Origin of the sequence: Micromonospora sp. ATCC 39149 (assembly GCF_000158815.1) — a bacterium.
Taxonomy (GTDB): Bacteria; Actinomycetota; Actinomycetes; order Mycobacteriales; family Micromonosporaceae; genus Micromonospora.
In genome coordinates this window covers 4,601,146-4,622,967 of sequence record NZ_GG657738.1, presented here as the reverse complement: position 1 = coordinate 4,622,967, position 21,822 = coordinate 4,601,146, and the positions used below count along the sequence as shown (strand labels likewise).

Genomic DNA, 21,822 nt, shown 5'->3' with positions numbered 1-21,822 from the left:
AGCATGACCCTTACCCCGACTTGGGTACCGGATCAAGTACCTCCGGCGGTGCAGGGGCGAGGTCGGCCAGCAGGGCCGGTAGCCTCGATTCCTCGTAGACGCCGTCAGCCGCGGCCAGCCACTCGACCGCGCCGGGCAGGCGCAGGAGTTCGGTGAGGAACTGCTGCCCGGCGGTGTCGCGGTCACAGGTCATCAGCAGACGGACCCCGGCCGCGGCCAGACCATCCAGTAGCAGCCATGCCGCGATCGACGGGCGCCCGTACACGCAGATCAGTGGCAGAGCGTGGGGGCCTAGCCGTGCCGCCGCGGTTTCGACCACGACCGGGTTCTCGCACACCCGGACGGTGTGAAGGCCGGGTCCGGGTTCCCACGCGTGGCGCAGCGAGCGGGCGGTCAGCCAGACTGGTTCACCGGTCTCGGCGGCTGCGGCGGCGATTGCCGCTGCGGCACCGGAGCCGGCCAGAGGCAGATTGAGGACCAGGACAGTTGCCGAGACTTCGTCGCAGCTGACGCCGGCGCTCGCCCAAACCTGCCGCCAGACGTCGGCGCTCAACGCGGTGCCGGCCGCGGCTGCGGCGGCGCCGGGTTCCGTAGTGTGTGCGGCGGCGAGCAGGCGGGCAGCGAGGCGGCCGAGGTCGGCGTCGCGGTCGAGATGGTGCGGATTGCCGAACAGCGAGTTCGCGAGCTCCGGCAGCGGGCGGTCGGCGGCGGGCAGGTGCTGCCACAGCAGGGCTAGAGCCTGGGCGCGGCTGTCGGCCAGATCGGGGTTGGTGTGCTCCAGCCAGCGCCGGGTGCGCGCGAGTGCGACCGCATGCTCCGGGATGCCCGCACTGGTCAGGATGGCGTATGCGTTGTCGAGATGGTCCTGGGCGGCTTGCCGATCCAGTTCGCGTTTGGCGACCCGGTCGTCGAGCGGGCCGCCGAGCCGGACGAGGAGGTCTTCCAGGGTGTCGTTCAGGCCGTGCAGGGCTTTGCGTAGCCGGCCGAGGGTGACCGGAGCAGTGGAAGCTTCCCAGGACATCCCGAGGATCCGTCCGACCTGGTCGCGTTCAACCGCGTCGAGGGTGATCCGAACGGTGACGCCAGGGCCGGTCTTGCCGTTCTCCAGCAGTTCTCGGGCGGCGGCGAGGACTTTCGTCGGGCCGGGCAGGGCGGCCCATCGGTCCGCGGCCGCGCTCATCGCATCTCCTCGCTGCCGGTGGCCCCAACATCGGCAGTGAGCGTGGACAGTAGGTCCGGTCCGTCCTGTTCGGCTGGTCGCGGGGTGGCCAGCAGCGGCGCGGCGGTGTCGGCGACCGGCACGATCTGCAGCGTGTTCCCGGCCCACAGCATCAGGGACAGGTCAACGCCGGGCAGTGGCGCCGGCGCCCGGGTGATGGTCCAGATCGCGGCGGCGGGGACTTGGGCTGCGGCGACGAGGGCGCCGGGGCCGGCGAGCAGGAAGTCGAGGTCGAAGTCGCACAGCATCCGCAGCATGATCGCTCGGTTGTTGGGGTCGACGCCTTCGAATGCTTCGTCGAGCCACAGCGGGCGGGGTCCGGCCGGGTTGTCGGAGTACAGGGCGACGAGGGTGGCCAGCAACGGTTGCATCAGGGTGACGACCTTGCCGCCGCCGGAGTCGACCGCGTGGACCTGTTTCGTCAGCGGTCTCCATTTCGGGTCGGTGGCGGTCCCGACCCGGAACTCGCAGACGACGTCGAACCAGTCACGGTAGTCGAGCAGGGTGGCGAGCCGGTCGGTCCAGTCGTCGACACCGGGCAGGCCGGCTTCCTGAACCTGCTGGAGCCGTTCGATGAGGAAGGCCTGCAACTGCTCCTGCGCGGCGTCGGATTCGAAGCTGCCGGACTCCAGAGCGCGCAAGATCTTGTAGCCGGCCTGCTGTTCGTTGCGGGGATTCCGGCGCAGCCGCAACGTGGTTCGGTTCGCTCCGGTCGGGTGCCGTTCGAGGACGTCGTTGACGGTGCTCAGCAGGCTCAGGACACGCTTGAGACGGTCGCGCAGGTGGTTGATGAACGTCGACGACAGAATCTGGGCGTACATCTGGTGCAGCTTCTCGTCGTGCGTCGCGGACAGCTTTGCGATCTGGTCGTCGAGGTGCGCGATCGCCGCGGCCGGGGTGAGTTGCTTGCCGGAGGCTTCCACCACCATGGTGATCTCCGGCAGTGGCCGGGCGTCGTCGGCTTCGGCGGCGTGCACGGCGCGGCCGCCTTTGGCTTCGAGGCTGGTCTGCAACTCGGTGTAGGGGCCGGCGAACAGCCGGGCGGTCACCTGCCGGACCCGATCCTCGCGTCCGGTGCGCGTCGCCGGCCAGCTCGCCGGACGTAGATCGGCGATTGCGGTGCGGGCCTGCTGCAGCGCGTCGTCGACGCTGCGCCCGCACGGCTCGGGCAGGTTGCGGGCTGCGGCGAGTCCCGCGTCGACCGGAATCCACCAGCTGATGACGGCGGCGGCGCGATCCTGTTCGGCGGTGGTTTGCTCTCGGCAGCGTTGTTCCCAGTCGCTCTGCGCGGTCGCGGCGGCCCCGGCCAGGACGAGACCGTCGCGGTGGGAGGCGGCGATCGCCGATTTGAGCGCGTCGGCCTCACGATCGAGTTCGGCGGCCCGGTCGAACAATTCCTGGTCGCCGCGCCCTACAGCCTTCTCCGCCTCGGTGGCCCGCTCGTCGAGCAGCGCCGCCTCGGCTGCTGCGGTCTGTTCCGCCTGGACGCCGGCGTCGAGTTGGGCTTCGGACTCGGCGGTCCTCGACTCCGCTGCGGCGCTGCCCCGCTCGGCGGTGTTGCGGACCTGGTCGGCGAGCCGGAGCCGGCCGACCGCGCCTGCGGCCGCGTCGAGCGCTTCGGTGACGGCGTCGAGGTGCTCGTCGGAGTTCGGCAGCCGGTGGTCGAGTGCGTGAGCGGTTGCGTCTGCGGTTGCGGTCTCCCACACCTGGCGGGCGGCGTCGGCCTTGCCGGCCAGGGCCACGTGCTTGCGCTGGGCGGTGTCACGTTCGCGGTTGGCGCCCGTCAACGCCAGAGCGGCGGCTACCACGTCGCCGTCAGAGGGCGCCCGCTCCGCCGCGGCCCGCAGCGCGGTGATTTCATCGACCAGGGTGTCCGCGGCCTGGTTCGCGTCATCGGCCCGGGTGCGGTGCTGCTCGGCCAGCTCGTGCAACTCGGTGATCCGGCGTTGCCGGGCGGCCGCGCGGGCGGCGGCGCCGATCAGCTCGGCGCCGTGTTCGGCCGGACCCGCTTGCCCGGAAGCGGTCGGGGTCTGCCAGCGGCCGTCGGCGGCGACGGCGACAGCACTGGCGTGCGGCTGCCCGGCCGGGGTGAACCCGATCCCGTCGAGGATCGCCGTGATCGTCGCGGTCAGCGGGCCGCTGTCACCGGCTGGGACGAGCACCGTCGAGAGCGCCGGACCAGTCGCCGAGGGCAGGCTCGTGGCGACCACGTCCGTGCCGTCGCGGCCGGAGGTGTACACCCCGTCGACGGTGACCCATGCGTCGAGCAGTCCTGCGACGGTCAAGGCGGCCTCAACCTGGTCCAGCACGTCCCGCTCGACCCCGTCGGCCGGGTCGACCAGCCGCCACAGCGGCGCACCGTCCGCGGACGGGAACGGTGGCCGCGGGCGGCGGGTCCAGCCGGCCGGAGCCGGCGGGACCGGGTCACCGTGCATCGCCAGCTCGTCGGCTTCCCGGTCAGCGGCCGTCGCCGCGGACTGCTGCTGTTCGGCTTCGGTGCGCAACTGCGCGACTCGGGTGGTCCGCGGGTCGACGGCCGGGGTGAGCCACTCCCGCATGAGCAGCTGCTGCAGCACCTGACGCGGGCTGGCGGCGATCGACTCCGTCGTGACCTGCTCGAGCCACCGCTGCCGAAGGGCCGGCTCCGGTGCGGATCCGGTCAAGGCGGCGGCCCACCGTTCCATGTCGTCGGACAGCTGCTGTATCGCGTCGCTGAGCCTGCCGGCGGCGGACTCCGCATCAGCGTTACGGGTGTTGAGGTCCGCTTCTGCGGCGCTCGCCAGGTCGTCGGCTGTGCGATACTTCGCAGCCAGTCTGGTCGTTTCCCGCAGCAGGTTCCGCAAGGTGGCTACCGCGGTCCTGCGAGCGGCAACGGCCGCGTCCAACCGGGCAGTATCCGCGTCAGCGGCCCACTGGGCCGCCAGGTCCCCGAGCATCGCCGCGCCGGCGGCGGTGACGGTGGCGGTCACCGCCGCCTGGTAGCCGGTGCGGGCGGCCTCCAGGGCCGCTTGCGCCTCGGTCTGCTTGGCCAGCGCCTGCTCGTGCAGGCTGCGCAGCATGACCAGCGCCGCCGCGGCGTCATCGGCGCGGGTGGCGGCTTGGTTGGCGGCGCGGCGGGCGAACGTCGCGGCTTCGGCCCTGCCGGTCGCGCTCTTGTACGCCGCGGACTCCAGCAGCTGCCGATGCGCTCCGCGATTACGCTCGGCGGCGCTAGTGAGCTGCTGGGTCTTGGTCGACTCGGCGTCGAGAGCCTGCCGGGCCTGATCCAGCGTCGCGGCGGCGGCGTCCACGGCCGCCGACGCCGCGCTGAGCGCGGCGTCGGCTTCGGCAAGGGCGTCGGCGTGCTGGCGCAGCACGGCGTCTGCCCACGGCCGCCACGCCTTGGCGACATAGTCCACGATCGCGGACCGGGCCTCCTCAGCGTCGGTGCGGTCGGCACCGACCTGCTCGACCTGCTGCCAGCCAGAGGCGAGCCCCTCAATCTCGTCGCGGGCCAGCGGCGGCAACGCCGAGCGGATTTGGTTGGTGAACCAGTCCGGGTTCAGCTTCTGCCCCAAATGCGGGGTCCGCAGCGTCTTGAGCAGCTCGAGCACGGTCGCGTACCGGTCTTCATCGGTGAACCCGAACAGTGCGGTGGTCAGCTTGCGCCGATAGTGCGTGCCGGTGGGAAAGACCTGGACTCCGTCGATGCCGTCGAGGTGTCTTGGTTCGGTGACCGCCTGCCCGCTCACCAGGTCGAGGCCGGCGCGGACCCGGGCGGTGCCGTGGCAGATCATCCAGGTGCGGGTCAGCTGCGACACGCCCCGCTTGGCCTGCGCGTACAGCAGCGTGGTGAAGAACTCCGAGGTACCGTCGTCACGCATCCGGCCGTACTCGACCCACGCCCAGCCGCGATGCGCGGTCGCGGAGTCGTCGCGGCGGTCCTGGTCGTTGCCTGAGGGCTCGACGTAGTACCGGAAGTCTTTGCCGGAGTCACCGAAGGTGTCGATGTTCTGCCGTTCGAGGTTGCCGGCGAGCATGATCAGCGTCGTCAACGTCATCAGTGTCGACTTGCCGGACTGGTTCGCGCCGACAAACTGGGCGCGGCCGTCAGCGAACACGTACTCGGCGACGTCGAACTCCCACAAACCGATGACCCCGGCCCGCAGGATCTGCCACCGGCCGCGGACCGGCTCCGGCAGCCGGCCGTGCGCGACGGCGTCGCGCCATCCGGCGAGCTGGGCGTCGGACAGGTGCGGGCCCGGTGACGGTACGGTCAGGCCGGCGAGGGCGGTCATCAGGCAATCTCCACAACGGTCAAGTCAGCGGCGGACGAGGTGCGGCTGGTGGTCTCGGGATAGAGCACGTCCGGGTCGCGGTAGCGGGCGGCGGGCGGCAGCAGCACCCAGCCGCCGTCACCTGTGACCCGCAGCAGGCCGAGCTCGGTCAGGACCCGCTGCACGTCGTCGAGGACGACCTGCGGGTCGGCTTTCTGCCGGTCGTTCATGTACGCACCCCGCGACCGGATCAGGTCGTCGATCAGCTCGTCGACCAGAACCCGGGTCAGGTGGACCGTACCGTCGTCGTGGCGGACACCGTCGCGGCCGGCCTGGTCCGCGGCGAGCAGCGCGACCCAGTCCGCAGCTTTCGCCCGCGGCCAATCGGCGACCGTCGGCGGACGACCGTCGCCGTCGCAGAGGACCAACAGGATCCCTTCCTGCCGGGCCTCAGTCGCACCGCCAGTCATCTGCGCCAGATAGCCGGCGTATCGGGAACGGTGCCGGCGCAGCGTGTCCGCGTCGATCGGGTCGAGGTCGGCGTAGAGCACTGCCGGGGTTTCGACCAGGGCCCGCAGCAGCCGGATCGTGCGGGTCGCGTCCGCGTCCGCTGGCTCCGGCTGCAACGCGGCGGCGAGCACGTCCGGGCTGGTCATCAGCAGCAGAGCGTCCCGGTCGACTTCGTAGCCGGCGCCGGGGCCGGACCCGTCCTCAGTCCATTCCTCCAACATCTTTTCGTCGCTGGTCCGCCGGTTCAGCACACCCCAGCGGGCCAGCAGCGCCGCCGCGTCCCGCAACTGCCGGCGCTCGGACTTGATGTCCGGGTCGTAGGGCGACACCTGCACGCCCGGGGCGGCACACACGTCACGAACCATGTCGGACAACCGCTGCAGGGTGACCGTCCCGGACACCTCCTCGCAGCACGCCGCGATCAGGCACATCAGCGCCAACAGCCGCCGAGACGGGGCGTCCGACGGCCGCGGCGGAACGGTCGCCGTTCCGCCGACCGGTACCCGGATCAGTCGAGCCGCCTGACCGACCCGCTGGATCCGGTACCCGAGCCGGCGCGCCGCCTCCGACAGCGGCTGTTGATGGCGAACCACCAGCCGGAACAACTCCCGGTTCGTGGCAGGGGTGATCATCGGCTGGGCGAGCAGGCCGACGAACGCGTGCTGCGCAGCGACCTGCTGCTCCGACGTTCTGGCGCTCATTCGATGCTCCCGGTTGTGGTGGCGGAGATGTGCAAGATCAGATCCGGGTGCACGAGCCGGCCCGCCGGTGTGTGGATCACGGCGTCCACGCCGCCGAGAACCGGTTCGGTCCGCAACGACCAGCGGCCGTCCCCGGTTATCGCGGTCCGCGTCCCGGACGCCGCTGATCTGCCCCGCAGCATCGCCGTCAGGAACTGCAGCAGCAGCGTGGTCTCCGCCTCCGAGATCGGCGGCCAGTCCGACAACCGCATCCCCGAGCGGGCCACGACCGCCGCCTCGGTCTGCGCCGCCAAGGACTGCTGCGCCACCGCGTTCGCCCGCGCGATCTTCCGGTTGCCGGTGTTGTCGGCTAGCCGCGCCGGCGCCCCGGTCGTGCCGCGCGGGCCCTGCTTTCGCAGCCGGGCTTCGACCGGCACCGTGTCGGACTCCCACCATGACGATGCGGACGGGTTACCGGCCGGCGCCGGCGCCACCCCCGGCAGGTGCCGGGCCGCGTACAGGCCGGTCGCGTTGCACCACACCTGCCAGCCCGCCTCGTCATCGCCAGCGGCCTCAATCCGGGCCGCCAAAGCGAGCAGCTCGGCACGCCGCGACATATGCCCACCGATCGCGGCCAGAGTTCGCTGCCCACGCAACAGCGGACCAATCGTGTCGCGCATCTGCCGCCGCAGCCGCCGGGCCTGACAGTCCGGGCCATCGAACCAGGAGCGCAGCGTCTCCAAGGTTTGCCGGTACGTCCCGACCAGTTCCACGATCGCCGGGTCGTCGGCGTTCGGCCCGAGCATGCGGGCCGCGACCGCCCGCCACACCCCGTCCGAAACCGCACCCAGTTCGTTCACCCGGCGGGTGATCGTCTCCGAATGCACATCGACGCCGGCACCCCACATGTCGACGTACCGGCGCAGCGTCTCCTGCACCACCGTGATTTTGTCGATGGTCGGGGTGCCGGCCAGTGCGGACGCCAGCCGGGCCTGCCACCCCGCCGCGGCCCGCGCCATCGACTGGTGGGTATTCAAAATGATCGACCAGGCATTCGCCGCTTCGCCCGGATCCGATTCGGCGAGATCACGCAGCTGCGTCAGGTTCGCGGTCAACACGCCAGGCGCCAGCGTGGCCGCGGCCGCCGTCGCGGCGTCCTGCCCGAGACTCGTGACCGCCTGGTGCAGCTGCGCGGCGATTTCGGTCAGCTGGTACCGGTCCAGGTTTCGGATGAAGTCCGCATCCCGCAGCGCCCGGTCCTGGAACCGGTCGACGACACCCCACCGCTCCAAGCTTGTCATCCGCGCCGGCAGGTCGAACCCGGCCTCGTCGACCAGGGCGGGGTCCGCACCCGAGGCGGCCAGATGCGCCCGGATGAGGTCGGGAAGTTCCGTGGCGGCGACACCGGTCAGGGTGTGCTGCTGCTGCGCGAGCAACACGTCGACAATCGCCCGGTACTGGGCGGCGTACCTGCCCGGCGTCAGATAGCTGGCCTGCAGCAGGCCGCCGGGCATCCCGCCCAGCTGCCACGCATCCGCGCCGGCGACGTCCTCCTCCGGACCGGTTCGCCGCACCCGCCAACTCCTCTCAGCGTTGGACCCTTCCCCGTCTGCCCGAGCGCTTCACACGACAGCGTCGTCCCGCCTGGGGCCCGCAGCATATGCGGACCGTCCGACACCTTGACCAGGCGGCATCCCTCCGAGTAACCGGGTCGTCACCAACCAAGGTGACATCGCGGGAACAACTCCCGATTCCAGGGCATCTCCGCGAACGAGCTGGCCAGTCAACTCGTGATGGTCGACATGGCCGGCGGTCAGTTGTTTTCGGCGGCGGGTAGCTGGGGTTGCTTGCCGCCAGTCTTGAGAAAGGTGGCTGCTATTTGTATGGCCGTTACGGGCCGGAGCCGTAGGTTCTCGGCACCGTATTCAGTGGGTACACCGCCGAGATCGAAGCTGATGTCCCCACCGGGTTTCTGGACTGTTGGGTCGTTGAGATAGCCGCCGTCATCGGCGATGTGTACCGCGAAGGCGTAGGTGGGGTGGCCGAGCCCGATCTGCAGGCCGGGTGGCAGTTCATCGGGATCATCGGTGGTGTCGCTGAAGATGGTGACCGCGACGGGCTCACCGGCCTGATGGATCTCGTGGAGAAGTGCCTCCAGGACAGCGGGGTCGGTCACGTCGGTCTCGTGGTTGTCGCGGTGGTCGCCTCGGTCGTACGCCCACGTGGCCTTCATGCGATCGCCTTTCCGTTGCCTATGTAGGTACGCCAGAGACGTACCTGATCGTCATCGTCGCGTACGTACACGCTCAGCTGTGCACCGGCGGGCAGGAGCCGGGAAAGGATCTTCTCGCATCCGTAGGGCTCGTAGTCGCACGGCGGGTTGTTCGTCAGCACCTCGGCATGCATGACCTGGTCGCGACGCATCCGGGCGGCGAGTTTGGCCTCCAGGTGGTCGGTCGTGGTGGCGATGAGTTTGTAGGCCGCCTTGAGATCGGCAGCGGCGGCGGGGTCCCGGCCGGATCTCATGGGTATCCGCTCACCGTTGATCAGCGCCACACCGGATGTGGGGTCCTTCGCCTGTCGTCGAGGCAGATCGCGGGCAGCCTCTGTCAGCCAGCCAGGGAGCCACTCCGGCGGGTTCGGTACGCGCGTGGGGTTCGCGGCGCCGTCGCGCGTTGCGGGCGGCCGGCTTACGCCGCCGCCCGCAGCCATTTTCCCACGTCACCGACTTGCCGGGCCTGCGCAAGTGCCGCTTCGACATGGTGCCGCGCCTGGTTTCCTCGGGCTTTGACGGCCGAGAGCCCTTGGCTGAGCTGCTGCAGGCGGGCCAGTGTCGGGCCGGGTTGGCCTCCCCGCAGCGCCACTGTGACGAGCCGCCGAGCCTCCTCGATCCCGCCTGCCGCCTCCGCGACTTCGGCATCGACCCGGGAGAGAACGGCCAGCAGCCGCGTGAGTGCGCTGATCGTCTCCTGAGGTGACGGTTGTTGCGCAGCGCTGGCGACCGAACCCGTTGCCTCCCCCAGGATTGCGTCGATCGTTGTCAGCCGTGCGCGGGCTCGCCCGACCACCTCGCGTACCTGCGCCAGCCCCGCCGCGATACCCGCGAAGCCGGCCGCGACGGCCCGGGCTGCGATTTGCGCGATGACATGCTCGGCCGCAGCAGCCTGCCGCTGCGCCGCGCCGACACCTGCGGTCATCGCGCGCAGGTCGTCACTGATGCTGTCGGTCAGCGACACCGGCTCGTACCTCATCCTGACGATTTCGGTGCTCCCCTAAACGGTGACAGCCTAAAGATGGATTCCGACGGCTCGCCAGTGGCGTTCGTTCGCGCACGGACGGGCCAGCAGTGCTTGACGCCGGTGGCGAGATCGACAAGTCGAGGCGTTCCTTGTCTATCAGCGATCTGACAGCGTGCCATCGTTGCCTTTACCTGCTGGCCTACCCGAGGGTGGATGCTGCGGTCGCCGGAAGGAGCAGAGGCTTGAGCCAACGGGGGGCAGCGCCACCAGAGCCCCGGGGCGCGACAGAGGCATCCTTCAATCGACTAGCTGCGCGGGACGTGTGGTGGCGTGGGCACCTACTGCTGGAGCAGCTCACCGCATTCGGATCAGCTCGAACAACCGCAGAGCTCGAAGCGGCAGAGCTCTATCGCCAAGCACACCATGCTGCCGTGGTCGAGGGGTTGCGGGGGACGCCCGTCCAGGAACTCCGAGCGGTACGGCCGGGCCTGCGAATCGCGCCGAGCCTTGAGCGACAGGGTTACCGCACAGTTTTGGATGTGCTGGGCGCATCGCACGGGGACCTTGTACGACTTCCAGGAGTAGGAAGCCGCAGCGCGGCGGCCATAGCCGATGCGGCACAAGCGCTTCAACGTCTTGTCGAGCACGGCGCCTCGGTGCGCTTAGATGCCGATCGCAAAGACCCGGCCTTGGAACCGCTGCTGCGGGCCCTGCGGGTACTTCGCATTGTCACGCAGCTGCACGCCGACGGTATCGCGCGTCTGGGCCCTCTTGCCGACGACTTAGCAGACGCTCTGCGTAGGGCAAAGCGCGCAACACGTAGAGGAGGGCTGCTCATCGCTCGGGCAGCCACCAAGGCGGCTGCGAGGTCAGCGGTAGCGGAGGTGGAGCGACTGTTGAGCAGTCGCCAAGCAGACGCAGCGGCAACGATTCTTGGGCAGTGGGACCAATCAAGCAGCCAGGCACTAACTGACGGCCGGGACGCGTTGTGGGCCGACTTTGCACGCCACGCCGCGGTCTACAACACGCTGCTGGAGCGAGTCAGCGGTAGCACGACAGACGGCGCGGCGGCGCATGGGCACTTGCCGCAGGCTCTCCAGAACCAGGCCGGGCAGATCGGGCTGGACCTGGGAAGGTTACGCGTCACTTTGCGCGGCTATCAGGCTTTCGGAGTCCGGTACGCACTCCTGCAACGCCGTTGCATCCTCGGTGACGAGATGGGGTTGGGCAAGACGATCGAGGCCATCGCGGTCTGCGCCCACCTCGCTGCCGCCGGAGGGCGTCACTTCCTCGTCGTCTGCCCGGCCAGCGTCATCGTGAACTGGCTCAATGAGATTGCATCCCACAGCACGCTGCCCGCCCACCGCCTACACGGGCCGCAGCGCGACGAAGCGATCCGACATTGGCACGCTGACGGAGGCGTGGCCGTCACAACGTTCGAAACGCTGAGCCGGCTGTCCTTACCTCAGGATCTCCGCCCCGGAGTCGTCATCGTGGATGAGGCGCAACTGATCAAAAACCCGGCAGCCCAACGGTCCCAGGCCGTCGCCGCCTATCTCGCCCAGGCACCCCGAGCCCTTTTCCTGACCGGCACGCCAATGCTGAACCGGGTCGACGAGTTTCGAAACCTGATCCGTTACCTGAACCCTGCGGTGGCGGCCACGATCAGCGTCACCGACGGTTTGGCCGGCGCCGCCAGCTTCCGCCGCAAGGTCGCCAACGTGTACCTCCGCCGCAACCAAAAAGACGTCCTAGCCGAACTTCCGGACCTGATCGAGGTCGCGGACTGGGTCGAGATGGGCCAGGCAGAAACGCGCGCCTACCGGCGGGCGGTCGAGGCCCGGCAGTTCGCCCATATGCGTCGAGCCGCCGTTGTCATCGACGGGTCGGTAATGCCGGCGAAGGTGGAGCGACTGCGCGAGATCATCCAAGAGGCTGCGGACAACGGATGGAAGGTCGTGGTCTTCTCCTTCTTCTTGGAGGTACTGGAACGCGTGCGCGTGAGCCTCCAGGAAGACACACCGGTGTTCCTGCTCTCTGGGGCGGTCCCTGTCGCTGCTCGGCAACAGGTTGTGGACGACTTCAGCGGTACGGACGGCCACGCCGTCTTGGTCAGCCAGATCGGCGTTGGCGGGGTGGGCTTGAATCTTCCGGCGGCGTCGATCGTCGTGCTCACCGAGCCGCAGCTCACCCCGGCACACGAGGAGCAGGCCATCCGGCGGTGCTACCGGATGGGTCAGACCCGGGGCGTACGGGTTCACCGCCTACTAGCCAGAAACACCGTGGATCAGCGGTTGTTGGAAATGCTCGAACGCAAGAGCGCCCTGATCCGCGCATACGCCCACGACAGCGTCGCGAAGAGCGCTGACCCGTTGGCAACTGACGGCACCTACGTCGACCACGACCTCCTCACCGATGAGGCGATCCCGCTTGATCGGCGGATCATCATGGTCGAGCGTCAACGGCTTGGCCTCGACAAGCGACGGGTTTCCTGACGGCGCGGCGGTGCCGGAGCACATACCTCTGGACTGACGGTGTACACACCGCAACCGGGCCAGCGAGCGAATCCGAGGTGATTGGTGTCGGGGTGGCGCGAGGAAGTCTGTTCCGTCGTTGACGTGTGGCGGTCGACCGTAGGCGGTACGAGCACGGCGAGCTGGGGGCGGGTGGGACGGGCGCACCCCATGGCAGAGGCGGGCTGGTACAGCGTTGATCTGCGCGGATCGCGTACCGACGTGGACCAGCTCGACACGCTGCGCGTGGCCGGCACGGCCCCACCGAGGGGAGCCGAGGGTGGATACCGGCCGCTGGAGGTGATGCAGGAGGGGCAGCAGCTGCGGGTTCGGGTCGCCGATTTCGTGGACCTTGCCGACGCCACCCTATGGCAACAGCGTCAGCCCCCGGCCTATCTGTTGGATCGGCTCCGCGAGGTCCTCGCGACCGTAAAGCCAGTGGGCTTGGCCGCAGACCTCGCCGCCGGCCGCCTTGCCCCCGCACCCCAGATGCTGGACCGTGTCGCGGGATTCACGCCAGCGCAGTGTGAGGCGTACACGTCCTGCCTTCGTCCCGGGGTGCGATTGGTGTGGGGACCGCCGGGCACCGGGAAAACGCGGGTGCTCAGCGAAGCGATCAGCTCCCTGATAGCCGACGGTAAGCGGGTCCTGCTGGTGTCGGCCACCAACATCGCGGTCGACAACGCCCTCGCTGGCGTGATGAGACACCGTCGGCACCGCCCCGGCGACCTGATTCGCGTCGGACCACCCCATCTACGGGAGATAGCCACCGACCCCGACGTGTCGCTCACCCACCTCGTCAAGACATCACTGGCCGAGGCCGAGCAACGCCGGTTGACCTTGCAGAACCGGCTCCTGGCACTCAAGCAGACAGTGAACGATCTTCGCACCACCGAAAAGCTGGTAGCGGACTTCAACCCGAGTGAACACCAACGGGCTCGTGCCGCGGTTAACCGGGACCGGGACATACCCCGGCTCGCGCAACAACTGGCGAATGCCGGCGATCAAATGACCGCTCGCCGTCGTGCCCTGGCGCAGGCCGATGCCGCAGTGCAGGAGGCTCGTGCCGCGGTAGCGGAAACCTCGGACTCGCGAACCGCGCTGGACGCCTTGGACGGCATCAGGCGCGAGGCCACGTTGGCTCAGCAGGAGGTTGACCGAGTTGCCGTGCGGCTGCTCGCCGCGCGAGCCGAATGCGACCGGACCGAGTCGGACCTTGCCTCCGCCCGGGACGGCGGACCATGGGCACGGGCCCGCAACTGGCGGCAGCTGAATCGCCTCCGCGGTCTCCTGCAGGAGCAGCGCGAAACAGTGGAGACGCTCGGCGCGCAGGTGCAACACGACAAGGCCCTTCTCGCACGGTTCCATCGCTCCGCCGAGCCTCAGGTAGCGGCACTGACAGCGAAGGTACGTTTCAGCCGGGAACAGATCGCTGCCCGCGGCAGCGTTCTGGCCGAGGCACAACGCATCCACCACGCGGCGGCCGCTGAATTGTCCGCAGCAGTCAACGAGCACGACGCGGCCCAGCAGCGACTACTGGCAGCCGAGGCGGCGCCGCGCGCCACGCCAGAGCAGCAAACCCTGGTCGAGCGGGCTGATCGTCACCAACTGCCGGCCCAGTACGAGCGTATGCAGTCATTGCGCCGTCGCGCCGCTGCCGAGGCTCCCACCCGATCTCGCCTGGAGAAAGAGCACGCCAAAGCCCACGACGACTACGACCGTCTGCGCCGCGACGCGGAAAGCACCCTCATCCGCCAAGCCCGCGTCATCGCCACCACCCTCGCGCGGCTGCGTACCGCCACGGTCCTCCTCGACGGCCCTTACGACGTCGTGCTCGTCGACGAAGTTGGCGCCGCCACCATCCCCGAGACACTGCTGGCCGTGTCGCGCGCCACCACCACCGCTGTGCTCCTCGGGGACTTCATGCAACTCGGACCCGTCCTACCGACGCCCATCACCAAGAGCAAACGCCCCGACGTGCAGCGCTGGCTGTGCGACGACATCTTCGGCCTCTGCGGCATTACCGTCGCCGCTGACGCGACCGCCAACCCCGGCTGCACCGTGCTTGACGAGCAGCACCGCTTCGGACACGACATCATGCACGTGGCCAACGCTGTCGCCTATGACGGCCTGCTACGCGCTGCGCCCAACACCCGCGTCCGCGACGCCGACGACCCGGAGATCGTCCTCATCGACACCGACAGACTCGGTGACCTCGGCACCGTGCGAGCGACCGGCCCTTCCAAAGGCTGGTGGCCGGCCGGTGCGCTCATCAGTCGAGCCTTGGCCCAGTACCACCGCTCGCGCGGAGAGACGCTCGGCGTCATCACCCCGTACAACCCGCAAGCCGATGCCACCCTCGAGGCGTTGCGGGATTGGGAGGAGACCGGGGCCCATCCCACGGAGGTCGGCACCGCCCACCGTTTCCAGGGCCGGGAGTTCGACGTGGTGGTTCTCGACCTCGTCGAGGACAACGCCAAGTCCCGATGGATCGCCCAGGCAAGCTCTTCTCGTGGCGGCTTCGCCCGTGAGGGTCTCAGGCTGTTCAACGTCGCCGTCACCCGTACCAAGGACCGTCTCTACCTCATTGGCAGCCGCCAGCGCATCGAACAAGCACCGCCGGACACCGTGCTGGCCTGTATCGCGCCGCTACTTGGCAAAACGATCCGCACCGTGCGCGCCGAGCAGCTGATCACCGCACCGTCCGTGCCTGAGCCCGACCGGCCGCTACTCGGAGAATTCAGCAACGACCTGGCCGACATCCTGGCCCAACATGTCCGCGTCGCCGAAATCCAAGACGAGAAAGCGTTCTATCGAACCTTCGCCGAGTACCTCGAGTCTGCGCGCCACTCTATCTGGATGTGGGCCACCTGGACGGCAAACCGAACGAAGTCGGTGGCGCCGGCGCTTGGTGCAGCGGTTGAACGAGGCGTCAAAGTCGTCGTCTTCGTCCGCGACGCCAGAGACCACCTGCAGGGCACCGACAATTCGCAGCAAAACCTGAAAACGCTGCGAGCGGCGGGTCCCACCATCGTTGAAATGTACAAGATGCACCAGAAGATCGTCGTCATCGACGAGCGGCTCGTGCTTCTCGGAAGCCTCAACGTCCTCTCTCAACGCCAAAGCCGTGAAGTCATGCTTGTCATGGAAGGCGCCCACTTCGCCCGCAAAATACTCGAGCACGAAAACGCGGCACAGTTCAGGCAGGCACCACCGACGTGTGAGGCGTGTGGCAGCACAACGATCGCGTTGCACCGCACCGCCAAAGGCTGGCGATGGCGCTGCTATGCCCGCAGCCTGACTCCCAGCGATACACGGTCATCCACCTGCGGCTGGACCGCCGAGCCGGAAGGGCCAATCAACGACGCCAGGAACCAATGAGCCCACTCATTGGGGGCACCGCCGCAGGGGCTGCGATGCGATGTTGCGTAGCACCTCCCCCGCGAGGAGCGGCCGGGTTGGGCAGAGCCTGGTACGTAGGCCTGATGAGGGGCACAGGTTGGTAGGCAGAGGTCACCTACTCAACCTGGAGGTACTGCGATGCGTGGCAACGGAGTGATCGTGAAGCGGTGCGGGTGTCGTCACCCGGAGACCAAGCGACGTCTGGAGTCGGCCTGCGAGTTGCTGAGCCGGCGTGGTCACGGCAGTTGGTACTTCCACTGCTCGGTGAGCACCCTCACGGGGCGGCGGGAACGTGTCCGACGCGGCGGGTATCTGACCCGCGGGGATGCCGAGCGGGCGCGGGACGCGCTGCTGGCCAGGTCGACCGAGGAATGCACCAGCGACACCTGGACGGTGTCCCGCTGGCTGCGCTACTGGCTGTCGACCAACCTCGGCATCCGCCCCAGCACGCTGCGCTCCTACACCGACCACGTCGAGCACCAGCTCATCCCCCACCTCGGGCGCCACCGTCTGACCGACCTCACCAACCTCCACGTCACCGCGACGTTCGCCCACATCGCCGAAACACCCAACCGCCACGGCCGGCCGCCGACCCCGTCCACGCTGCACCGCATCCGCGCCACCCTGCGCTCCGCCCTCAACGCCGCGATCCGGCACGGACTACTCCGCGACAACCCGGCACGATTCGTCAGACTGGCCAAACCAAGGCGACCCCAGGCCCGTGTCTGGACCGACCACCGGGTAAAGGCCTGGCGCGACCACGGCGAACGGTACGCAGTCGCGGTCTGGACCACCCAGCAACTGGCACACTTCCTCGACCACACCGCCGACGACCGACTCACCGCGATGTGGTGGCTCATCAGCCTGCGCGGCCTACGCCGCGGCGAAGCCGCCGGACTGCGCTGGGTCGACGTCGACCTCACCGGCCGAGTAATCACCATCGACCAGCAACGCATCGCCTACGGCCAGACCGTCACCGTCGGCCCACCCAAGACCGCCGCCAGCCGACGCACCATCGCCCTGGACCACACCACCCTCACGATCCTGCGCCAACACCGCCGCCGACAACTCACCGAGCAGACAGAGCACGCAGCCGACTGGACGGACTCCGGCTACGTCTTCACACAGCCGGACGGGCAGCCGCTACACCCGGACTACCTCACCCGCCGCTTCCGCCGCCTCGTGACCGAATCCGGTCTCCCACCCGTCCGTCTGCACGACCTGCGCCACGGCGCGGCCACCCTCGCCCACTCCGCAGGCGCCGACCTCAAGACCGTTCAGGAGCAGCTCGGTCACACCAGCATCGTGCTCACCGCCGACACCTATACCAGCGTCCTGCTCGACCTGCACTTCACCGTCGCCGAAGCCACCGCCCGCCTCGTCCTGGCCACCGCAGCCCGCGTCTCCGGCCGCAAGCACCGGACACCCACCCGACACCCACGAACCGCAGCAACACCCACCGCCAAGCAGCTCAAACCGTTGCCAGGCAACAGAACCCGGCGCGAGCCCCGCCCTGAGGCGGACCGCGCCCACGTGACACCCACACGACACCCAAAGATCAAGGCCGCATAGCCAGATGGCTATACGGCCTGATCAGAGGTGGTGCGCCGCCAGGGACTCGAACCCCGAACCCGCGGATTAAGAGTCCGCTGCTCTGCCAGTTGAGCTAGCGGCGCTCGTTGGCAACGGAGAGAACACTAGCACGCCCCCTGAGCGGGGTTCCAATCCGATACTCGACTCCACCCTTCGGACACCCTTAACGGTCAAAAGCCACTAAATTGCCCGTGATCGCCGGCTCGGGCCGTAGCGGACGGCCGTCATGCGGCACGATGTCCGCCAGGTACGCGAGAACAGGGGTGGGAATGGGCAGGTTCGCGCGGGCCGGGGCGCTGGTAGGCGTCCTGAGCCTGATGGCGTCACTGGCGCTGACCGGGTGCGGTGCCGACCAGAAGAAGGCGGAGTTCGTCGACGGTGCCCCCGACGTCGGCAGCAGCGTCGCCGCGACAGGAACGGTGCCGACCGATCCGGCCGTGAGCACCGACCCGCTCAAGGTCAGCCCGGCCGACGGGGCGAAGAACAGGCCGGTCAGCACTGAAATCTCCGCAAAGATCCCCGAAGGCGGCAAGGTGACCGACCTCACCCTCACCGCCGCGAACGGCACCAAGGTCGAGGGCCGCTGGCGCACCGACGGCTCGTCCTGGGTGCCGAACAGCCCCCTGAAGTACGGCATGCGCTACACGGCCACCGTCAGCGCCGCCGGCGCGGGCGGGGAGACCCGGCAGGGCACCAGCACGTTCACGACGATGACCAAGCCGAAGTCGATGATCGCCTCCGGGCTCTACCTGTTCAGCGACAAGACGTACGGGGTCGGCATGCCGGTCGTCACCGAGTTCCACCCGGGCATCCCGGAGAAGGACCGGGCCGCGGTGCAGAAGCGGATGTTCGTCCGCACCGACCCGCCGCAGCCCGGTGCGTGGCACTGGGTCTCCAACGGCACCCAGGCCTACTACCGGGCGCCGGAATACTGGAAGCCCGGGACCACGATCAGCGTACGAATCGCGCTGGCCGGCGTCCCGCTCAGCAACGGCAAGTACGGCAACGTCGACCGGAGCGCCACCGCCAAGATCGGCCGGGCGTTCGAGATGAAGGTCGACAATGCCACCAAGAAGATGAGCGTCTACCAGGACGGCCAGCTCGTCCGTACGATCCCGGTGAGCCTGGGCAAGAAAAGCACCCCTTCCTCCAGCGGCACCATGGTGGTGATGGAGAAGAAGGAGTCCACGGTCTTCGACACCCGCGACGACCCGAACCCGGCCAACCGGTACGTCACCGAGATCGACTTCGCCCAGCGGCTCACCTGGGGCGGCGAGTACATCCACGCCGCGCCCTGGTCCGAGCACGTGCAGGGGCGGCAGAACGTCTCACACGGCTGCGTCAACGTCTCGATGGCGCACGCGAAGTGGCTTTTCTCCCAGACCCGGGTCGGCGATCCGGTCACCATCAAGGGCACCGAGCGCAAGCTTGCCCCCGGCAACGGCTGGACGGCCTGGAGCCTGAGCTGGTCCGAGTTCGTCAAGGGCAGCGCGCTACCGGTGCCGGAGGGCGGCTCCGGGTCGGCGCTGGCCTGACAGACGACCAGCACGAGGGCGGGCGTCGGGATCCCGGCGCCCGCCCTCGTCATTTGCGAACATCACTCGCCAACTTCGAATTTTCGGCAGCATTCGGACATCATGGTTCGGGTGTTTCTCTTCACCCCCCGCAACGGGTACGTGTTTCCGTGCGTCACTGAGAGACGATGGGCAACCGGGGTACCACGACAGTGAGGGAATTCATGCGCGCAACCCAGGACCAGCTGACCCGGCGCGGTGGTCGACGCCGCGTGTTCGCGGCGGGGCTGCTCGCCGCCGCACTGGCGCTCACCACCGCCTGCACCGACGGCGAAGGGGGCAAGTCGTCGGCCTGGCAGGGTGGCGGCGAGAGCGCACCCAAGGCCTCGGCCACCATCACCGAGCCTGCGGCCAACGCCAAGGACGTGCCGGCGTCCACCGGCATCACCTTCACCACGAAGGACGCGAAGGACACCGCGATCGAGCTGAAGGACTCGGCGGGCGCGCCCGTCGAGGGCACGCTCGCCGCCGACGGCGCAAGCTGGCTGCCCAAGGGCGCCCTGAAGTACGGGGAGACCTATACGGCCACCGTCACGGCGACCGGGGACGACGGCAAGCCGGCGCAGGCGACCAGCACCTTCACCACCATGGCCAAGCCTGGCAAGCAGGTGCGGATCAGCAGCTTCCTCGGCGACGACCAGGTCGTCGGCGTCGGCATGCCGCTCATCGTGAAGTTCAGCCGGGCCATCCCCGAGGACTACCGCGACGACGTCCAGCGGCGGATGACGGTGACCTCCACGCCGGCGCAGGAGGGCATCTGGCACTGGGTCAGCCCGACCGAGATCCGGTACCGGCCGAAGGAGTTCTGGAAGGCCGGCAGCGCCATCTCGTACCGGGTACAGGCCGGGGGCCTCCCCCTCGGCGACGGCTGGTATGGCCGCGCGGACCTGACGGTCGACATCAAGACCGGCCCAGCGGTGATCATGACGGTCGACAACAAGACGAAGCTGATGACCGTCACCAAGGACGGCAAGGTGATCAAGACCATCCCCGTCAGCCTCGGCAAGAAGAGCACGCCGTCGTCCAGCGGAACCATGGTGGTCATCGAGAAGCTACGCAAGACCGTCTTCGACACCTTCGAGGAGCTGGGTCCCGAGGAGGGCTACCGCACGAAGATCGACTACGCGCAGCGCCTCACCTGGGGCGGCGAGTTCATCCACGCCGCCCCCTGGTCCGAGGGGCAGCAGGGCAGCGTCAACGTCTCGCACGGCTGCGTCAACGTCTCGATGAAGAACGGCGCCTGGCTGTTCGACAACACCCGGGTCGGAGTGGCGCCGGGGTCCTGGCCTCGAGCGAGACGGCCGAACGCCGGCAGGCGATGGAGGCGCACCTGCGCGATCAGCTCGTACGTCAAGGGCAGCGCCCTCCCGTACGACCCGGACGCCACCGCCTCCCCGGACGCCGAGGCCACTCCCGCCGACGGGGCCGAGTCCCCCAGCGCCGAGCCGACCGCCTGACCGCGAACCCTCAGGAACGCCGAAGGCCCCCTCCGAGTGGAGGGGGCCTTCTTGCCGGGTGACTGATGGGAATTGAACCCGTACCGGGGCCCTGGTCAGGGGGTCAACAGGCCACCTGACCTGCTGGTTGCTCCGTCATGCTCCGGATTGCTCCGGGCGTCTCCGGAGTGGATTCCCCTACCCCTCCCCTAGAGTTGATCATGCTGCGTCGGCCAACACGTCCGTCAGCTCCTCGTCGAGTTCCGCCTCCAGGTCCTCAGCCCGGACGCCGGCCATCGCCTCCTCGATCGCCGCGAGGATCCCCTCGTCGACCTCCTCACGCAGGTGCCCGTACAGCAGATCCGTGACCGCGATCGACGAGTGACCGAGGCGGCGGGAGATCGCCGACAGCGGACGCCCGGCAGAAATCAGGATCGCCGCGTGAGTGTGCCGCAGATCGTGAATGCGTAAGCCCGGAAGCCCGGCTTCCTCGCACGCCTTGACCCAGATCCGCCGGAAATTGCGCGTCCTTACCATCCCGCCTTTCGGCGCGGTGAACACGACCTCGTCACTTTTCTTTCCGGCGATGAGTGGCGTAAGCAGTAGAGCGACTTTCGTGGTGAAACTGACCGTGCGCCGGCCCTTCGCGGTCTTCGGCGACTGGAAGACGAGCTCTCCCGTGCTGGCCAGCTCCTGGAGCTGCTCGACGACGGTCAGCCGGGGCCGCGCGGCGAGCAGGTCGACCCGGCCGGCGCGCAGGCCGATCGCCTCACCCCACCTCAGACCGGTCGCCACCAGCAGCATGACGAGCGGTCGCCAGTGCGGCGGAAGCGCCGTGATAAGCCGACCGATCTCCGGGTCGCTCAGGAACTTCATCTCTTTCGGCTCGCGCCGGGGCAGCATCGTCGAAGAGCACGGGTTGAGCCTGATCCGTTTCGCCGCGATCGCCGCGCCGCAGATCGTGTGCAGCAGGCCGTGGCAGTTGCTGATCGTCTTCGCTGCCAGCGGCTTCCGACGACCCCGCGTGGACTCCGGCCACGGGCCGACGCCGGCCTCCAGGTCGTTGACCCACTGCTGGGTGACCTGCCCGTCCAGCTCGTCAAGGGTGAGATGGCCGAGTATGGGCAGGAGGTGGTTGCGGATCCGGTTGCCCTCCGAGTTCACGGCGGTCGGTTTCAGCGTCTTTTCGTAGCTCGGCCACCACTCCCCCACGAAATCGGCGAGGGTAATCTGACCGCCGCGCGGCATGAGCGCGTTGCCCTGCAACTGCTCCGCACGGAACTGCACCATCGCATTCTTGGCGCTGGTCTTCGTCGGATAACCGGTCTGAATGGTGACCTTTTTACCGCGAACGAGGTCCCGAATGCGGTAGACGGGCCCGTTCTTCTCGATCCACACCG

The 21,822-nt window shown here is 68.7% G+C and carries 14 protein-coding genes and 1 tRNA gene; 5 read left to right on the top strand and 10 right to left on the bottom strand.

The features are described 5' to 3' along the window. Positions 1-10: 10 nt before the first annotated feature. The 8 genes from MCAG_RS20120 to MCAG_RS33780 form a co-directional block, all read right to left on the bottom strand. Complete coding sequence (locus MCAG_RS20120; RefSeq protein WP_050778018.1) at positions 11-1,180, bottom strand: TIGR02679 domain-containing protein; 1,170 nt, start codon at positions 1,178-1,180, stop codon at positions 11-13. Further along, positions 1,177-5,496, bottom strand: coding sequence for a TIGR02680 family protein (locus MCAG_RS20115; RefSeq protein WP_007074823.1), 4,320 nt, complete (start codon positions 5,494-5,496; stop codon positions 1,177-1,179). Before MCAG_RS20115 ends, MCAG_RS20120 begins: the two co-directional genes overlap by 4 nt. After that, positions 5,496-6,686, bottom strand: a complete 1,191-nt coding sequence (locus MCAG_RS20110; protein ID WP_083802315.1) for a TIGR02678 family protein — start codon at positions 6,684-6,686, stop codon at positions 5,496-5,498. Before MCAG_RS20110 ends, MCAG_RS20115 begins: the two co-directional genes overlap by 1 nt. Beyond that, the gene (locus tag MCAG_RS20105) at positions 6,683-8,239 is read right to left on the bottom strand and encodes a DUF2397 domain-containing protein (protein ID WP_036374382.1); all 1,557 of its coding nucleotides are present in this window, start codon (positions 8,237-8,239) and stop codon (positions 6,683-6,685) included. Before MCAG_RS20105 ends, MCAG_RS20110 begins: the two co-directional genes overlap by 4 nt. A 239-nt stretch (positions 8,240-8,478) precedes the next feature. Continuing rightward, entirely contained in the window at positions 8,479-8,898 is a 420-nt protein-coding gene (locus MCAG_RS20100; RefSeq protein ID WP_007074821.1) for an Imm1 family immunity protein, read from the bottom strand. Further along, positions 8,895-9,377, bottom strand: a complete 483-nt coding sequence (locus MCAG_RS20095; RefSeq protein WP_007074820.1) for a DddA-like double-stranded DNA deaminase toxin — start codon at positions 9,375-9,377, stop codon at positions 8,895-8,897. The genes MCAG_RS20100 and MCAG_RS20095 overlap by 4 nt, the downstream gene beginning before the upstream one ends. Further along, complete coding sequence (locus tag MCAG_RS20090) at positions 9,356-9,901, bottom strand: DUF6244 family protein (protein WP_036377617.1); 546 nt, start codon at positions 9,899-9,901, stop codon at positions 9,356-9,358. Before MCAG_RS20090 ends, MCAG_RS20095 begins: the two co-directional genes overlap by 22 nt. Before the next feature lie 371 nt (positions 9,902-10,272). Beyond that, positions 10,273-10,551 (bottom strand): hypothetical protein, encoded by a 279-nt coding sequence (locus MCAG_RS33780; protein ID WP_198141799.1) that lies wholly within the window; start codon positions 10,549-10,551, stop codon positions 10,273-10,275. Between the two features lie 237 nt (positions 10,552-10,788). On the opposite strand from MCAG_RS33780, the gene MCAG_RS20085 reads away from it, so the two are divergent. From MCAG_RS20085 to xerC, 3 genes are all read left to right on the top strand, one after another. Further along, entirely contained in the window at positions 10,789-12,399 is a 1,611-nt protein-coding gene (locus MCAG_RS20085; protein WP_232290228.1) for a DEAD/DEAH box helicase, read from the top strand. Between the two features lie 189 nt (positions 12,400-12,588). Beyond that, positions 12,589-15,798 (top strand): AAA domain-containing protein, encoded by a 3,210-nt coding sequence (locus tag MCAG_RS20080; RefSeq protein WP_007074817.1) that lies wholly within the window; start codon positions 12,589-12,591, stop codon positions 15,796-15,798. Positions 15,799-15,957: 159 nt separating this feature from the next. Further along, positions 15,958-17,391 (top strand): tyrosine recombinase XerC, encoded by a 1,434-nt coding sequence (gene xerC, locus MCAG_RS20075; RefSeq protein WP_007074816.1) that lies wholly within the window; start codon positions 15,958-15,960, stop codon positions 17,389-17,391. Between the two features lie 28 nt (positions 17,392-17,419). Here xerC and MCAG_RS20070 read toward each other — a convergent pair. Further along, a tRNA-Lys gene (locus MCAG_RS20070) sits at positions 17,420-17,495 on the bottom strand. Between the two features lie 186 nt (positions 17,496-17,681). On the opposite strand from MCAG_RS20070, the gene MCAG_RS20065 reads away from it, so the two are divergent. Continuing rightward, a complete protein-coding gene (locus MCAG_RS20065) occupies positions 17,682-18,947 on the top strand; it encodes an Ig-like domain-containing protein (protein ID WP_007074815.1) in 1,266 nt (421 codons plus the stop codon). Between the two features lie 203 nt (positions 18,948-19,150). Continuing rightward, positions 19,151-20,443 (top strand): Ig-like domain-containing protein, encoded by a 1,293-nt coding sequence (locus MCAG_RS20060; RefSeq protein ID WP_036374379.1) that lies wholly within the window; start codon positions 19,151-19,153, stop codon positions 20,441-20,443. 198 nt (positions 20,444-20,641) lie between these two features. Here MCAG_RS20060 and MCAG_RS29795 read toward each other — a convergent pair whose 3' ends face one another. Further along, positions 20,642-21,820 carry a site-specific integrase gene (locus tag MCAG_RS29795; protein ID WP_050778017.1) on the bottom strand — a complete coding sequence of 393 codons (1,179 nt, stop codon included), beginning with the start codon at positions 21,818-21,820 and terminating at the stop codon, positions 20,642-20,644. Between the last annotated feature and the right edge of the window lie 2 nt (positions 21,821-21,822).

Excerpts from the sequence above, each read along its gene's own strand:
- MCAG_RS20095 (WP_007074820.1), bottom strand. The coding sequence starts at position 9,377 with ATGGCTGCGGGCGGCGGCGTAAGCCGGCCGCCCGCAACGCGCGACGGC.
- MCAG_RS20100 (WP_007074821.1), bottom strand. The coding sequence starts at position 8,898 with ATGAAGGCCACGTGGGCGTACGACCGAGGCGACCACCGCGACAACCAC.
- MCAG_RS20060 (WP_036374379.1), top strand. The coding sequence starts at position 19,151 with ATGCGCGCAACCCAGGACCAGCTGACCCGGCGCGGTGGTCGACGCCGC.
- MCAG_RS20065 (WP_007074815.1), top strand. The coding sequence starts at position 17,682 with ATGGGCAGGTTCGCGCGGGCCGGGGCGCTGGTAGGCGTCCTGAGCCTG.
- MCAG_RS20120 (WP_050778018.1), bottom strand. The coding sequence starts at position 1,180 with ATGAGCGCGGCCGCGGACCGATGGGCCGCCCTGCCCGGCCCGACGAAA.
- MCAG_RS20080 (WP_007074817.1), top strand. The coding sequence starts at position 12,589 with ATGGCAGAGGCGGGCTGGTACAGCGTTGATCTGCGCGGATCGCGTACC.
- MCAG_RS20110 (WP_083802315.1), bottom strand. The coding sequence starts at position 6,686 with ATGAGCGCCAGAACGTCGGAGCAGCAGGTCGCTGCGCAGCACGCGTTC.
- MCAG_RS20115 (WP_007074823.1), bottom strand. The coding sequence starts at position 5,496 with ATGACCGCCCTCGCCGGCCTGACCGTACCGTCACCGGGCCCGCACCTG.
- xerC (WP_007074816.1), top strand. The coding sequence starts at position 15,958 with ATGCGTGGCAACGGAGTGATCGTGAAGCGGTGCGGGTGTCGTCACCCG.